This window comes from Citricoccus sp., from assembly GCF_035445025.1.
Lineage (GTDB): Bacteria > Actinomycetota > Actinomycetes > Actinomycetales > Micrococcaceae > Citricoccus.
In genome coordinates this window covers 64,811-80,421 of the sequence record NZ_DAOMPX010000010.1, presented here as the reverse complement: position 1 = coordinate 80,421, position 15,611 = coordinate 64,811, and the positions used below count along the sequence as shown (strand labels likewise).

Here is a 15,611-nt window from a genome sequence, read left to right as displayed (position 1 = left end):
CCGCGGGCGGCGGTCCGGGCGGTTCCTACATCTCCACCCAGAGCATCGACTACCCAGCGTACGTGACGGAGTTCTTCTTCGAGAACAACCGCCGGACCGGGCCGCCGCCGACCGGGGAACCGACGCCCACGCTGGAACCGGACCCCACGCAGGAGCCGGACCCCACGCAGGAGCCGGAGCCCACCGCCGGTCCGGAGCAGTGTGTCACCGCGGCCAATGCGGACCACCGGTCTGCCGGCCGCGCGACCTCCTACGGCGTCAACCCCTACAACCCGTTCTACGCCGTCGGGTCCCAGGACTACCTGGGCCAGGGCGACGCCACGGTGACCAGCCTGCACCGGTCCGCGGACGGCGTCTTCGACCTGGTGCCGTCCTGCTGAGGCGCCGGCGGAGCCGCCGTTGAGTCCCTCAGGACGCGACGTCCCGCCGTCGGTCCAGCTGCCGGTCCAGGAAGTCGGTGATGACATCCCAGGTCAGCTGCTGGCCCGGCGGCGGGGCCGGGTCCAGGTGGGCGGACTCCACCTCGGTGTCCAGCACGGAACCGGACGCGGCGAAGCGGAAGTCGTGGCCGACGTCGGCCACCTCGTAGTAGGCGGTGGGCACCCCGGCGGCGTCGAGGGCCGCGAACAGCAGTGAGCTCTGCCGGTACGGCACCACCCAGTCGTCGGTCCCGTGCGCGATGAGGGTGGGAGGGTCCCCTGCGTCGATGTACGCCAGGGGGCTCGCGGCGATGGCCAGGTCCGGGTGACGGAGCGTCGAGGCCCCGATGAGCCGGGACTCGAAGGCCTGCAGGTCGTCGTGGCAGCGGGTGACCCCGTAGGACTCGTTGAACCGGTCGCAGGCCCCGGGCAGCATCTGCGAGGTGATGGAGAGGAAATCGGTGGGGGCGAAGAAGTTCACCACCGCGTGCACCCGCGAGGACACCCCCGTCACTCCCAGTTCCCCCTCCAGCGCCGGCTCGCCCGACGTCACGCCGAGCATGGTGGCGATCCAGCCACCGGAGGAGTTGCCCGCGGCCACGACCCGGTCCGGGTCCAGTCCGAACTCCTCGGCATGGGCGCGGATGAAGCGCACGGCCGCCTTGGCGTCGTGCACCTGGGCCGGGAAGACCGCCTGCTCGGAGCTGCGCACCGAGAACAGCGCCACCGCGTAACCGCGCCGCACCAGCTGTTCCGCCACCGGTTCGCCGCCCAGGTTGCCGCGGTCCGACGTCCAGCCCGAGCCCTGGCTCCACAACACGACGGGGTACGGTCCCCTGCCCCGTGCGGGCACGAAGAGGTCCAGGGTGCCCGCGTTGCCGGGCAGGACCGCGTACTCGAGCCCCAGCAGTGCCTCGGCGCCCCGGGGCAGGACCCGGGACGACGGCGGCCCGGCCTGGGCGAGCAGGGCCGGCACGGCCACCGCGATGACCACCGCCAGGGCGATGACCACCGCGAGGGCCCCGCCTGGGGTCCAACCGGGGGTCCAACCGGGGGTCCAGCGCCGCGGGGACCGCCGGCGACGGGAGGCGGGCCCGGGGTCCGCCGGCGACGAGGAACCCGGCGAGCCGGCGGGTGGTCCGGGGGCGTCGGCGGGAACGTCCATGCTGGGGCCTTTCGCGGACCGGGCCGGCCCATCCGGCGATGCCTCCACATTAACCGGAGGAATCGCCCCGGTCAGGGCACGGTTCCGTCACGGGCGCGCCGCACGAGGAGATGTCAGGATGGACCCATGAGCGTGAGGATCCTGGCCGTTGGCAAGAAGCACGAGTCCTGGGTGTCCGAGGGCATCGACCGCTATTCCAGGCGCCTGAAGAAGCCCTTCGACCTCTCGTGGCAGCTGCTTCCGCACTCGTCGCGCGAGGGCGACACCGCGCGTGCCGAGGAGTCCGCGCGGATCCTGGCGAAGGTCGACGGCCGGGACCACCTGATGCTGCTCGACGAGCGGGGCAGGGGCTTCGACTCCCCCGGTCTGGCCCGTCACCTCCAGGGGCGGTTCGACCTCGGCCAGCAGGTCACGCTGGTGATCGGCGGCGCCTACGGCGTGGACGCCTCGGTGCACGAGCGGGCGGACACGGTGTGGTCGCTGTCGAAGCTGGTCTTCCCGCACCAGCTGGTCCGGCTCATCCTCGCCGAGCAGCTCTACCGGGCCCAGGAGATCGCCGGGGGCCGGCCCTACCACCACGTCTGAGCGCCGAGCGGCCGTCCCGGCCCCCGTTCCGGTGTCCGCGCCGAGGCGTACGCTGATGCCGATGACAGTTCTCCCGGATGCGCAGGCGGTCCTGGACCGCTTCACGCCCGCCACCCGCGAGTGGTTCGCGGGAGCCTTCGCGGCGCCCACGGACGCCCAGATCGGCGCCTGGGACGCGATCTCCAGCGGCCAGCACGCCCTCGTGGTCGCCCCGACCGGTTCCGGCAAGACCCTCTCGGCCTTCCTCTGGGCCCTCGACGGGTTCCTGCGGCCTGCCGGGGACACCTCGCCGCCGTTCGGCCCGGCACAGGACCCCCTGCCGGGCGACCTGCCCGCCCCGGCCCCGGGGAAGCGGCCGAAGAACCTCACCCGGGTGCTGTACGTCTCCCCGCTCAAGGCCCTCGGCGTGGACGTGGAGCGGAACCTGCGGGCGCCGCTGATCGGGATCACCCAGACCGCCCGGCGGCTGGGCGAGGAACCCCGTGACGTCAGCGTCGGCGTGCGCTCCGGTGACACCCCGGCCCGCGAGCGCCGTCAGCTGGTCAGCAGTCCCCCGGACATCCTCATCACCACCCCGGAGTCGCTCTACCTGATGCTGACCTCGCAGGCCCGGTCCACGCTGGCCGGGGTGGAGACCGTCATCGTGGACGAGGTCCACGCGGTGGCCGGGACCAAGCGCGGCGCGCACCTGGCCGTGTCCCTCGAGCGCCTCGACGCCCTGCTCCCCGCCCCGGCCCAGCGGATCGGGCTGTCCGCCACCGTGGAGCCGAAGGAGGAGGTCGCCCGGTTCCTCGGCGGCATCCAGCCGGTGCGGGTGGTGGCCCCGGGGTCGGCCAAGTCCTGGGACGTGCACGTCACCGTCCCGGTGCCGGACATGACCGAGCTGCCCTCGGCGGCCGGCGCCCACGACCTCGGACCCGGTTCCGGCCTGGAGGCCCAGGCCTCGATCTGGCCGCACGTGGAGGAACGGATCGTGGACCTGGTCGCACGCAACCGGTCGACCATCGTCTTCGCGAACTCCCGGCGGCTGGCCGAGCGGCTCACCGGACGGCTCAACGAGATCTGGGAGGAGCGCCGGCTCGCCGCGTCCCTGGACGCGGAGGCGGGAGCGGACGCGGCTGACGGCGGGCACGGCGGTGGGCGGGAGGAACCGGCACGCCTCGGTGAGGTCCTGGCCGGGGCGGTGCCCGGCGCCCGGGGAGACCGGCCGGCCCCGGGACATGCTCCCGCCCAGTTGATGGGCGGGTCCGGCCAGTCTGCCGGGACGGCCACCGAGGGCACCGGCACCGAGTTCGCCCGGGCCCACCACGGTTCGGTCTCCAAGGAGCAGCGCGCCCTCATCGAGGACGCGCTGAAGACCGGCCAGCTGCGCTGCGTGGTGGCCACCAGTTCGCTCGAGCTCGGCATCGACATGGGCGCCGTGGACCTCGTCATCCAGGTCGAGTCGCCGCCGTCGGTGGCCTCGGGCCTGCAGCGCGTGGGCCGGGCCGGGCACCAGGTCGGGGAGACCTCCTCCGGCTGGTTCTTCCCCAAGCACCGTGGCGACCTGGTGGACACCACGGTCGTGGTGGAGCGGATGCTGGCCGGGAGGATCGAGTCCCTCACGGTGCCCGCCAATCCGCTGGACATCCTGGCCCAGCAGACCGTGGCGGCCTGCGCCCTGGACGAACTCGACGCCGAGGCCTGGTTCGACCGCCTGCGCCGCACCGCCCCCTTCGCGACCCTGCCGCACTCGGCCTACGAGTCCGTCCTGGACCTGCTCTCGGGCCGCTATCCCTCGGACGAGTTCGCCGAGCTGCGCCCCCGCGTGGTCTGGGACCGCGAGGCCGGTACCCTGACCGGTCGCAACGGCTCCCAGTGGCTGGCGGTCACCTCCGGCGGCACGATCCCGGACCGCGGGCTGTTCGGCGTCTTCCTGGCCGGCTCCGATGACCCGGCGGGCGGTGGTGCGGACGGCCCGACGGCGGCCGGCACCGCCCGCACCGGCGGCCGCCGCGTCGGCGAACTGGACGAGGAGATGGTCTACGAGTCCCGGGTGGGGGACGTCATCGTCCTGGGCGCCACCAGCTGGCAGATCCAGGACATCACCCACGACCGGGTGCTCGTCATCCCGGCGTTCGGCCAGCCCGGGCGGCTGCCGTTCTGGCGCGGAGACGCCGAGGGCCGCCCCGCCGAACTGGGCGAGGCGGTCGGGGCCTTCCGCCGCGAGGTGGAGACGGCGCAGTCCGCGGCCGCGCCGTCCTCGGAACCCTCCGCCGAGGACGGGGGCGCCGGCGCCGGAACCCGGGCCGCGGACCGGTTGCAGGCCGCGGGCCTGGACGAGTGGGCCCGGGACAACCTCACCGCCTACCTGACGGAGCAGCGCGAGGCGACCGGGGTGCTGCCCACCGAGAAGACCCTCGTCGTCGAGCGCTTCCACGACGAGCTGGGCGACTGGCGCGTGGTGCTGCACTCCCCCTACGGGATGCCGGTGCACGCCCCGTGGGCGCTGGCCGTGGGCGCCCGGCTGCACGCCCGGTACGGGATGGACGGCTCGGCCATGGCCGCGGACGACGGGATCGTGCTGCGCGTGCCGATGATGGAGGACGAGCCGCCCGGGGCCGAGCTGTTCCTGTTCACGGCCGAGGAACTGGAGGAGATCGTCACCGCGGAGGTGGGCGGATCGGCGCTGTTCGCCGCCCGGTTCCGGGAGAACGCCGCCCGTGCCCTGCTGCTGCCGCGGCGAGACCCGCGCAAGCGTTCACCGTTGTGGCAACAGCGCCAGCGGGCGGCCCAGCTGCTGGAGGTCGCCCGGAAGTACCCGCAGTTCCCCATCATCCTGGAGACCGTCCGGGAGTGCCTCCAGGACGTCTACGACCTGCCGGCCCTGAAGCGGCTGGCCGGCCGGATCGAGGACAAGTCCCTGCGCCTGGTGGAGACCACCACGCAGTCCCCCTCCCCGTTCGCCCAGTCCCTGCTGTTCGGCTACGTGGCCCAGTTCATCTACGAGGGCGACTCCCCGCTGGCCGAGCGCCGCGCCGCCGCCCTCTCGCTGGATCCCGGGCTGCTCAATGAGCTGCTGGGCCGGGCCGAGCTGGCGGACCTGCTGGACCCGGGCGTCATCGCCACGGTCGAGGCCGACCTGCAGCGGCTCTCCCCCACCCGGCGGGTCAGGGGAGCCGAGGGACTGGCGGACCTGTTGCGACTGCTGGGCCCGCTGACCGCCGCCGAGGCCGCCGCCCGCATGCAGTCACCGGAGACCGAGGACTCCGAACCGGGTGCCGGTGCCGCGACGGAACACCAGGCCGCCACCCTGCTCGACGAGCTGGTCGCGGCGAACCGGGCCCTGCGGATCCGGCTGGGCGGGCGGGAACACTACGCCGCCATCGAGGACGCCGCCCGCCTGCGCGACGCCCTCGGCGTCGCCCTGCCCATGGGCGTCCCGCTGGCGTTCATCGAACCGGTCACCGACCCCCTCGGCGACCTGGTCTCCCGCTATGCCCGCACCCACGGCCCCTTCACCGCCACCGAGGCCGGCGCCGCGCTGGGGCTCGGTGCCGCCGTCGTGCTCCAGGTCCTGCAGCGGCTCGCGGCCGAGCGCCGCGTCAGCGAGGGACGCTACCGTCCCGGCGGGACGGGCCAGCCAGGGCCGCTGGACACCGAGTGGTGCGAGGTCGAGGTGCTGCGCCGCATCCGGCGCCGCTCGCTGGCCGCCCTGCGGGCCGAGGTCGAACCGGTGGAACAGCCCGCCTACGCCCGCTTCCTCGCCGACTGGCAGCACCTGGATCCCGCCCCCGGCGGCGGCTCCCCGGCCACCCTGCGCGGCGGGGACGGCGTGGCCACCGTCCTCGACCAGCTCTCCGGCGTGCCGGTCCCGGCCAGTGCGTGGGAGTCGCACGTGCTGCCGGCCCGCGTGCGCGACTACGCCCCGTCCCAGCTCGATGAGCTGCTGGCCACCGGGGAGTTCCTCTGGTCCGGCACCGCCGCGGCGGCCGGCAACGACGGCTGGATCGCGTTCCACCACGTCGACTCGGTGGACCTGAGCCTGGCCCGCGCCGAGGACTTCGAGCCGAACCCGGTGCACCGGTCGCTGCAGGAGGTGCTCGACGGCGGCGGGGCCTGGTTCTTCGGCCCGCTCGCCGGCCGCGTGCGCGAGGGCTGGAGCGGTGACGACGACCGTCCGACGAACGCGGACGTCCTCGCCGCCCTCTGGGACCTGGTCTGGGCCGGGCGCGTCGGCAACGACACCCTGGCCCCGGTCCGCGGGCTGCTCGGCCAGGGACGGACCGCCCACAAGTCCCGGGCGCGCACCCCCCGCGCCCGGCCCGCCCGTCCCGGACGCGGAGCCCGCCTCTCGCGGCTGCGGCGCCTCGAGGAGGTCACCGGTTCCCTCGACGCGGCCCTGGCCGGTGACGACGGGACCTTCCACGGGCCCGCCGGGACGGGACTTCCCACCGAGCTCGGGCCCACGGGAGCCGCGCGGGCCGCGGGACGGTGGTCGCTGCTGCCGGCCCCGGCCACCGACCCCACCCTGAGGGCCCACTCGGCCGCCGAGTACCTGCTGGACCGCTACGGCGTCATCACGCGGGGCTCGGTCATGGCCGAGGAGGTGCCCGGGGGCTTCGCCACCCAGTACCGGCTCCTCACCCGGATGGAGGAGGCCGGCCAGGTCCGCCGCGGGTACTACATCGAGCACCTCGGCGCCGCCCAGTTCTCCACCGGGGCCACCGTGGACCGGTTGCGCGGCTTCGCCCGCCAGGACGTGGCCGAGTCCCCCGCGGCGGGTCCGTCCACGGCGGCCGCCCACGTCGCCCCGGCCGGTGTGACGTGGTCCCCGCCGGCCCCCTCGGCCGCCACCTCCTGGACGCCGCCCGGACGGAACCCCCGTCCTGACCCCGGTCCTCCCGCCGTCGCGCTGGCCGCCACGGATCCCGCCAACCCCTACGGCGCGGCCCTGCCGTGGCCGGAGATCCCCGCCGGCCAGGACGGGGTGCGCCCCACCGGCCAACGTCCGGGACGCAAGGCCGGAGCCGTCGTCGTGCTCGTCTCCGGTGAGCTGGTGCTGTACGTGGAGCGCGGCGGGCGCACCCTGCTGTGCTTCTCCGAGGACCCGGACGTGCTCGGGCCCACGGCCCGGGCCCTGGCGTGGGCACTGCGCACGGCGCGGGTGGAGAAGATGTCGCTGGAGAAGGTCAACGGCCTGCCGGTACCGGGCACGGCCCTGGCCGCCGCCCTGTTGGAGGCGGGCTTCTACTCCTCGCCCTCCGGCATGAGGTTCCGGTCGTGAGGCCCGCCAGGACCTCACGGGAGCGCCCCGGAGGCCGGCATGCCCGAGGGTGACTCCCTGGTCCGGGTGGCCAACCGGTTGCGCCCCGTGCTGGCCGGGCAGTCCCTGCTGCGCACCGACTTCCGGGTCCCCCAGCTGGCCACCGCAGACCTGTCCGGCAGCACCGTGGGCGCGGTGTGGCCGCGGGCCAAGTACCTGGTCATCGAGACCGGTGAGCGCGCCGTGCTGTCCCACCTGAAGATGGAGGGGCACTGGGACGTGTACTCGCGCACCGGTCCCGACGGCGGCCCGGTCCGGCCCCGGTGGCGCTCCCCCGGTTGGCAGGCCCGGTGCGTCCTGGAGACGGCCGGGGACCAGGTCGTCGGGTTCCAGCTCGGACTGCTGGAGGTACTGCCGACGGCCTCCGTCGCCGAGCGGCTGGCCTTCCTGGGACCGGACCTGCTCGATCCGGCGTGGGATGACCCCGCGGACGCGGCCCGGCTGCTCCGTGAGTCGGTGGCGCGGCTGCAGGCGGACCCGCAGCGGCCGATCGGGCTGGCCCTGCTGGACCAGCGCCTGGTCTCCGGGATCGGCAACATCTACCGCTGCGAGACCCTGCTGCTGGCCGGGCTCCACCCCCACCGGCCGGTGGGTGCCGTGCCGGACCTGCCCGGACTGGTGCTGCTGGCGCGGGACCTGATGCGGGTCAACACCGGCCCCGGGCCGCGCGGTACCACCGGGGTCCTGCCCGACGGCGACGCCGCCTACGGCGTCCGGGTGCGGCCCGCCCCGGAGGGGCGCCGCGCGGGGGGCCGGCGGGACGCGGGCGGCGCGCGGTTCACGCCGGGCGGGGTTCCCGTGGACGGCGATCCACGCGGCCGCGCCGGAGCGGCGAGCACGGCAAGCGCTGCCGGCGCTGCCGTTGCTGCCGGTGCCGGGCTGCCCACCCGCCGGCAACCGAACTACTGGGTCTACGGCCGGGAGCGGAAGGGCTGCCTGCGCTGTGGCGGACCGGTCGTCGTCGAGCAGTTCGGGGACCTCGAGTCCGGGACCCCCGAGCGCGTGCTCTTCTGGTGCCCCCACTGCCAACGGTGACGGCCGGGTGGACGGGGTGGATCGGCTGACGACACCTGACGGTTGACGGGGCGGGGTCGGCTGACGGGGTGGTTGCGCACGGGTTACCGTGAAGGCCGGAACGAACGCCGGGGCCTGACACGGTGGCGAGCCTGCGGGCCGCCCACCGGAGGGCGCCCGGGGACCATCCCCGGCGCCGGGAGCCCGGACGCCGACGCGACAGGAGGAGCCATGGCCGACCCCTTCCCCGACGACCCCGCCCGCCGCACCGTGGCCCTGGTGCTGGCCGGCGGCCGCGGATCACGGCTCTCGCCGCTGACCGATGCGCGGTCCAAGCCCGCCGTCCCCGTCGCCGGGCAGTACCGGCTGATCGACGTGGTGCTGTCCAACCTGGCCCACTCGGGGCTCCGGGACGTGTGGGTGGCCGAGCAGTACCGTCCCTTCACCCTGAACCAGCACCTGGCCGGGGGCAGGCCCTGGGACCTGGACGGAACCCGCCACGGCCTGCGGATCCTGCCCCCCGCGGAGGGCCGCATCGAGGAGGGGTTCTCCGCCGGCAACGGCCACGCCCTGTTCCAGCAGCTGTCCCTGCTGGAGGCCTTCGGCGCGGAGACCGTCGTGGTGCTCAGCGCCGACCACCTCTACCAGTTCGACCTCGGTCCGGCCCTGGACCAGCACCGCGAGCGCGGCTCGGACCTGACGGTCGTGACCACCGAGACCGACGAGGACCCGTCCCGGTTCGGCGTGGTGCAGGTGGCCCGCGACGGCACGGTCACCGACTACGACTACAAGCCCGAGGACCCCGCCGGGAACCTGGTGGCGGCCGAGATCTTCCTCTTCGACGTCGCCGCCCTGGCCCGGGCCACCCGCCGCCTCACCGCGGAACGAGACGACCCGGAGGGCACCTCCCTGGGTGACTACGGGGAGACGATCCTGCCGCACTTCGTCCAGGAGTGCCGCGTCCACGAGTACCGGCTCGAGGGGGACTGGAGGGACATCGGGACCATCGACGCCTACTTCAAGGCCCACATGGAGCTGCTGGAGCAGCGAGGCCTGCAATTGAGCAGGCCCGGCTGGCCGTTGATCACCAACGCCGAGTCCACGCCCCCGGCCTGGATCGACACGAGGGCCACCGTCTCGACCTCGCTCATCTCCGCCGGCGCCCGGATCCACGGCGAGGTCGAGCACAGCGTCATCGGGCCCGGCGTGGTCGTGGAGGCCGGGGCCAGGGTGTCCCGGTCGGTCCTGCTGGGCCAGGCGACCGTGCCGGCCGGCGCGGTGCTGGAATCGGTGATCGCCGACGTCGGCGCCGAGATCCCCGCCGGCCGGACGGGCCGCACCCGGCCCGGCCCCGGCAACATCACCGTCCTGGTGCCGGCCGACCGCGGGCCGGACAGCGACGACGAGACCACCGGCCACTGACCCGGACCGCCGGGCCGGACAGCTCAGGTGCGGGACCCGTCGCCGTCCGGGGACGTCCCCGGCGCCGGATCCCGCACCTGATGCACGGGTGGTGCGGGCCCGCGGTGGAGCGGGCCCGCACCGGCCTCACCGCACGTCGGCGGTCTGGGCCTCCTCCGCGTCCTCGAGGGTGACGCCGGCCTGGCGCAGCCCGCGCTCGACGGCATCCACCAGGTAGGGCCGCAGTCCGCCGGCCGGCACGATGACATCCACCGAGCCCACCTCGCGGGCCCGCTCGATGCTGTGCTTGCGGTCGAACTCGGAGCCCACCTCGCTGAGCTTCTCCGAACGCACCTCGGCGCGCAGCTCGGTCAGCTGGACGAGCATCCGGGCACGGTCGGTGTCATCCGCGGCCTCCACGGCGGCGATCAGCTCCTGGACCCGCGGATCCGCGGCCACCCGGGCGTTGACGTCCTTGGTGAACACCACCGCGGCGGCCGAGGACCCGCCGAGCACGGAGGCGTAGGCGCCCTCGACGGCGGCGACCTCCATGGTCTCGTTCAGCGTGCCCGAGAAGACCACGAAGGCACCGCCGTGGTACCGCGTGAGCACGCAGAACACGATCGGGCCGTCGAAGTTCACGATCGCCCGGCCGATCTCGGCGCCGTACTCCAGCTGCCAGGTCCGCATCGACTCCGGGGAGCCGTCGAAGCCGGACAGGTTGGCCAGCACCACCAGCGGCCGGTTGCCGCTGGCCGCGTTGATCGCCCGCGCCGTCTTCTTGGACGAGCGCGGGAACAGGGTGCCCGCGGTCCACTGGTCCGGACCGTCGGTCGGGTACTGGCCCGTGCGCTGCACCGCGCGGGACTCGATGCCCACGAGGCACACCGGGTGACCGCCCAGGTGCGCGTCGAAGACCACGGAGGTGTCGGCGTCGGCCATGTCCGCCCAGCGCTCGAGCACCTTGTGGTCCTGGTCCGCGACCGCCCGCATCACCGTGCGGATGTCGTAGGGCTTCTTCCGGTCCGGGTTCGCCTCGGCCGAGAAGATGTCCCCGACCGTGGTGAAGTCGCTGGACGGGTGGGTGTGCGGATAGGTCCGCACGTCCCGGTCCACCGGGTCCGACGTGGGAGCCGGGCGCGGGAAGCGCTCCCCCGGGGCGACGTAGGCGTGGTCGTAGTGCGCGAACAGCACGTCCACCGCCGAGGCCAGGTCCGGGGCCCAGTACTGCGCCTGGCCGTTCGGGCCCATGACGCGGTCGTAACCACCGATGCCGAAGTTGTCCTCGGCGGAGACACCGCCCGCGTAGTCCAGGGAGTGCTTGCCGGTGAGCACCATGGCGCTGTCCGGGGTCATCACGAGGATGCCCTTGGTGTGCATGAGCATGGTCGCCTCGGCGTTCCAGTACGGCTGCGCACCCACGTTGATCCCGGCCACGACGATGTTCACCTCGCCGCCGCCCTGCGTGAAGGTCACGATCCGGCGCAGCGCGCGGGACACCCAGTCCATGTTCTCGGTGCCGCGATCCATGGAGATCTCGGCACCGGCGGACAGCGCGAACCACTCGACCGGGATGCCCTTCTCCTCGGCGAGGTCGATCGCGGCCACCACCCGGGCGCACTCCGGCTCGGCCAGCGAGCCCAGCGCCTTGGTCGGGTCCCCGAACAGCACCACGCGGCTCATGCCCTCGGGGTACCGCTTGGTCGGCGTGGTGACCACGCCGGCCACGATGCCCGCCGTGTTCTTCCCGTACGGACGGTCCACGGGGACCATCCGGCCGACCTCGTCCAGGTCGTGTTCGCTGAACGAACCCGTCTCGCCGGTGAGCATGGGGATGATCTCGTACGGGTACACGTTCCCGCGGGACCGTGCCCGGTGGACCTTCTGCGTGTAGGCGTCCATCGGCGGCAGCGGCTCCGTGTCCGGCTCCGTCACCCGGATGCTGACGCCTCCGGCCTCGAAGACGTAGCGCAGGGCCTGCTCGTGCGGCTCCGCGCCCGGCCGGTCCTGCATGCGGAAGACCAGGGTGATCTCCTCGAGGCCCACACCCAGGGTCAGCGGACGGAGGTTGCGGGCCACCACGGCCGCGATCTCCTCGATGCGGTGGTCGAACACCGGCCAGGCGTACAGCACCACCCGGTTCGCGAACAGCCGGCGCTTGGTGCCGCGCCGGGCCTGCGCGCGGCGGATGCCGGCCAGGCAGGCGGCGATGGTGCGCTCGGCCACCGGCAGTCCGGTGACGTTGCCCTCCGCGTCCAGGTCCGGGGTGACGTCGCGAATCTCGGCGAGCGCCACGATGCGCTCGTCGGCCGGGTTCTCCTTGGCCTCGAGGTGGAAGAGGAAGGTGTCCGGTTCGGCCGGCAGTCGCGTCCCGTTGAACTCCTTCAGTCGCCACAGTTCCACGCGCTGACCCGTGAGCGGGTGCATGTCCCGCGTGACCCGCTCCTCCTGCAGCTGCCCGCCCGAGGGACGGAAGGTGAACTGGCGGTGGGCCGAGCCCGCGGGGCCGAAGGCGGCGACGCTGACGCGCCGGGCCACGGCGGTCCAGCCGGTCGCCGAGAGCGCCTCCCGCAGCGCGTCGGACATCTCGTCCGGGTCCTCGGGACGGCCGTCCCAGGACAGGTAGAGGTCCAGGACGATCTCGCCGTCGAGTCCGGCCGCGACCGGCTCCAGGGCCGAGAGGGTCTCCCGGAGCCCTTCGAAGGACCCCACGGCGGAGACCAGTGCCAGCCGGGTCCCGCGCAGGTCGAAGGTCCCGGTGATCACGGGGCGCCCCGCCGCCGTGACCGACTGCACGTCGGTCAGGGTGCGGATCTTGTAGAACCGGCGTGTGATGGCCTCGAGCAGTTCGGCCTCGCCGATCCGGTTGCCGCGCACCGACTCCCCGACCAGGCTCAGGATCGGCTCCGGTCCGGCGACGATCTCGTCGATCCGCGCCTGGCGGTCGCCGGCCTCCGGGTGCGCCGCGAGGTAGGAGACGCTGCCCCGCACCCGGTCGAAGACCTGTTCACGGGCGGCCCGGATGCGCGGCTCCTCGAAGAGGCGGTACCGGAGGTTGCGGGCCACGTCGCCGATGACCGAGAACCGGGCCTGGGTCGCCACGACGAGGCGGTCCAGCACCTCCTCCACGCCCCCGATCGTCCGGCCGATCGGCTGGCGGTCCTCGAGCCAGCGCTCGAGCAGCCCCAGGACGACGGGGACCTGGTGGTCGATGCGCTGCTGGGCCAGGAACAGGCGGAAGACCGCCTGCTCCAGCTCCGGGGTGCGGTCCAGGCTCATGACGTCGTAGTGCCGCAGGGCACGGGAGAGCCGGTCCTGGAACGACGTCGGCAGGCCCTCGCCCTCCGCGTCCAGGGAGTGCAGGTAGGTGTGGAAGTGCTCCCGCGGGCTGTGCACGCGGGTGTCCAGTTCGTCCTCCCGCAGTGCCGGCCGGTTGCGGGCGAGTTCGCACAGGTCCGCGAACGTCGTCAGCAGGTCGAGCTCGGCCTGGACCAGTCCGGCATCGTCCAGGGACTCGCGCTGCACGACCTCGTCGTAGTCGGCCAGCAGGTCCTTGCCCCGGGTCTCGCTCACGTCGAAGCCGGTGAGGAGGGCCCGCAGGCCGTGCAGGTGGGCCAGGGCCTCGCTCCGCGAGTCCTCCCCCGTGGTGATGTCCCCGGCGGTGAACTCGACCCGCGGGGCGTCGTCCGCGACGGCCTGGTCGTCCGCGGACTCGAGCCGGACGAGGGAGGCACCGGCGTCGACCTGGGTGTTGACCGCCGCCAGCACCTCCTTGACGCGGCCGGCCTGCGGGGCGCGCACGGAGGTCTCCATCTTCATCGCCTCGAGCACGACGAGCACGTCCCCGGCCTCGACCTCGTCCCCGACGCTGACCGGCACGGACATGACGACCGCCGGGGAGGGGGTGCGGACCAGTCCGGCCTCGTCGCGCGAGATCCGGTGGGAGACGCCGTCGACCTCGATGAGGTGGCCGCCGGTGCCCTCCACGGCGACGACCATGGAGGTCCCCTTGCCGGTGACGACCCGGCGCTCGTACTCACCCAGTCGCTCGACGTCGACCTGGGTCTCCCCGTGGTCGCCGATCACCCGGTACCGGTGCGGCCCGGTCTTCTTGACCGTGAACGCGTAGGGCTGGCCCTGGTGGGCGAGCTCGACCGGGCGGCCGACGGTGTGGTCGGCGCGCGGGCGGCCACCGTAGGCGGCGGCGAGGAAGCGCTGGCGCTCCAGGGCCTCCTCCGCCTCATACACCTCGGCGGCGGCCGTCAGCAGCGCGATGTCGGCCTTGTCGGACAGGGACGTGCCGGTGCCCGCGCCGGTCCGGTCCAGCCAGCCGGTGTCCGCCGAGGCCGTGATGAGCTCCTCGCGGTCCAGCAGGTCCAGCAGGAAGGACTTCGTGGTGGTGCCGCCCTCGATGACCACCGTGGTCTCCCGCAGCGCGGTGCGCAACCGTGCCAGCGCGGAGTCACGGTCCGGGCCCCAGGCGATGATCTTGGCGACCATGGAGTCGAAGTCCGGCGGGATGACGTCGCCCTGGCCGATGCCGGTGTCCACGCGGATGCCCGGTCCCAGCGGCAGGTCGAGCAGCTTCACGGTGCCGGGTGCGGCGGCGAACTCGTTGTCCGCGTCCTCGGCGTTCAGCCGGGCCTCGACCGCGTGACCGTTCTCGGCCGGCATCTCGCCCTCGAGCGGCTGGCCGGCGGCGACCTGCAGCTGCAGGCGGACCAGGTCCAGCCCCGTGGTCTCCTCGGTGATCGGGTGCTCCACCTGGAGCCGGGTGTTGACCTCGAGGAAGGTGAACAGCTGCTGTTCGGGCTGGTAGAGGTACTCCACGGTTCCGGCACCGAGGTACCCGGCGGCCCGGACCAGGTCGGCGGAGACCTGACGCAGGTGATCGGACTGCTCCCGGCTCAGCAGCGGCGAGCTGGACTCCTCGATGACCTTCTGGTTGCGGCGCTGGATCGAGCAGTCGCGCACGCCCGGGGCCCACACGTTGCCGTGGGCGTCCGCCATGACCTGCACCTCGACGTGGCGGGCGTGGGTGACCAGCCGCTCCATGAACACCACCGGGTCACCGAAGGACCGCAGCGCCTCGCCCTGGGTGCGTTCGAAGGCGGTCTCGAGCTCGTCCTCGGCGTACACCTTGCGGATGCCGCGGCCGCCGCCGCCGCTGCGGGCCTTGATGATCAGCGGGTAGCCGATGTTCTGCGCGTGCCGGCGGGCGTCGGCCATGCTCTCCACGGGCCCACCGCTCCACGGGGCCACCGGGACGCCGACCTTCTCGGCCAGCAGCTTCGCGGTCACCTTGTCGCCCAGCCGGCGCATGGCCTCGGCCGAGGGACCGATCAGGGTGATGCCCAGCTTGTCGCACAGCTCGGCGAAGTTGGGGTCCTCGGCCACGAAGCCCCAGCCCACCCAGGCGGCGTCCGCCCGGGACTCGACCAGCGCACGCTCCAGCTCGGCGTAGTCCAGGTAGGGGCTGCCGGTCCCCGTCTTGCGCAGGGCCACCGCCTCGTCGGCCTGGCGGACGAACATGGCCCGCCGCTCGGCCTCCGTGTACATGGCCACGGTGCGGATGCCGTGGCCGAACTGGGCGTTGACCTCCTTCACGGCCCGGATGAGCCGCACTGCGGCCTCACCGCGGTTCACTACTGCGATACGTTCGAACATTCCTGACGTCACCGTCTTTCCGTCACGGGGCTGGGGGGAGTTGTCGGGGTCCACG

General features: G+C 73.7%; 6 protein-coding genes and 1 pseudogene. 5 read left to right on the top strand and 2 right to left on the bottom strand.

Annotated elements, in window-relative coordinates; genetic code table 11:
• A pseudogene (locus PLJ28_RS05550) lies at positions 1-380 on the top strand (plasmid partitioning protein); the annotation flags it as partial.
• Between the two features lie 28 nt (positions 381-408).
• On the opposite strand, the gene PLJ28_RS05545 reads toward PLJ28_RS05550, so the two are convergent.
• Entirely contained in the window at positions 409-1,431 is a 1,023-nt protein-coding gene (locus tag PLJ28_RS05545) for an alpha/beta hydrolase fold domain-containing protein (RefSeq protein WP_324589958.1), read from the bottom strand.
• Between the two features lie 279 nt (positions 1,432-1,710).
• On the opposite strand from PLJ28_RS05545, the gene rlmH reads away from it, so the two are divergent.
• The 4 genes from rlmH to PLJ28_RS05525 all read left to right on the top strand — a co-directional run bounded on the left by rlmH (position 1,711) and on the right by PLJ28_RS05525 (position 9,910).
• Positions 1,711-2,169 carry a 23S rRNA (pseudouridine(1915)-N(3))-methyltransferase RlmH gene (gene rlmH / locus PLJ28_RS05540; RefSeq protein ID WP_183523252.1) on the top strand — a complete coding sequence of 153 codons (459 nt, stop codon included), beginning with the start codon at positions 1,711-1,713 and terminating at the stop codon, positions 2,167-2,169.
• 61 nt (positions 2,170-2,230) lie between these two features.
• Complete coding sequence (locus PLJ28_RS05535; protein ID WP_324589959.1) at positions 2,231-7,435, top strand: ATP-dependent helicase; 5,205 nt, start codon at positions 2,231-2,233, stop codon at positions 7,433-7,435.
• Between the two features lie 39 nt (positions 7,436-7,474).
• Positions 7,475-8,509, top strand: coding sequence for a DNA-formamidopyrimidine glycosylase family protein (locus PLJ28_RS05530; RefSeq protein ID WP_183523250.1), 1,035 nt, complete (start codon positions 7,475-7,477; stop codon positions 8,507-8,509).
• A 210-nt stretch (positions 8,510-8,719) separates the two neighbouring features.
• Positions 8,720-9,910, top strand: a complete 1,191-nt coding sequence (locus PLJ28_RS05525; protein WP_324589957.1) for a glucose-1-phosphate adenylyltransferase family protein — start codon at positions 8,720-8,722, stop codon at positions 9,908-9,910.
• A gap of 126 nt (positions 9,911-10,036) precedes the next feature.
• Here PLJ28_RS05525 and PLJ28_RS05520 read toward each other — a convergent pair whose 3' ends face one another.
• Complete coding sequence (locus PLJ28_RS05520) at positions 10,037-15,556, bottom strand: ATP-binding protein (RefSeq protein ID WP_183523248.1); 5,520 nt, start codon at positions 15,554-15,556, stop codon at positions 10,037-10,039.
• Positions 15,557-15,611 lie beyond the last annotated feature (55 nt).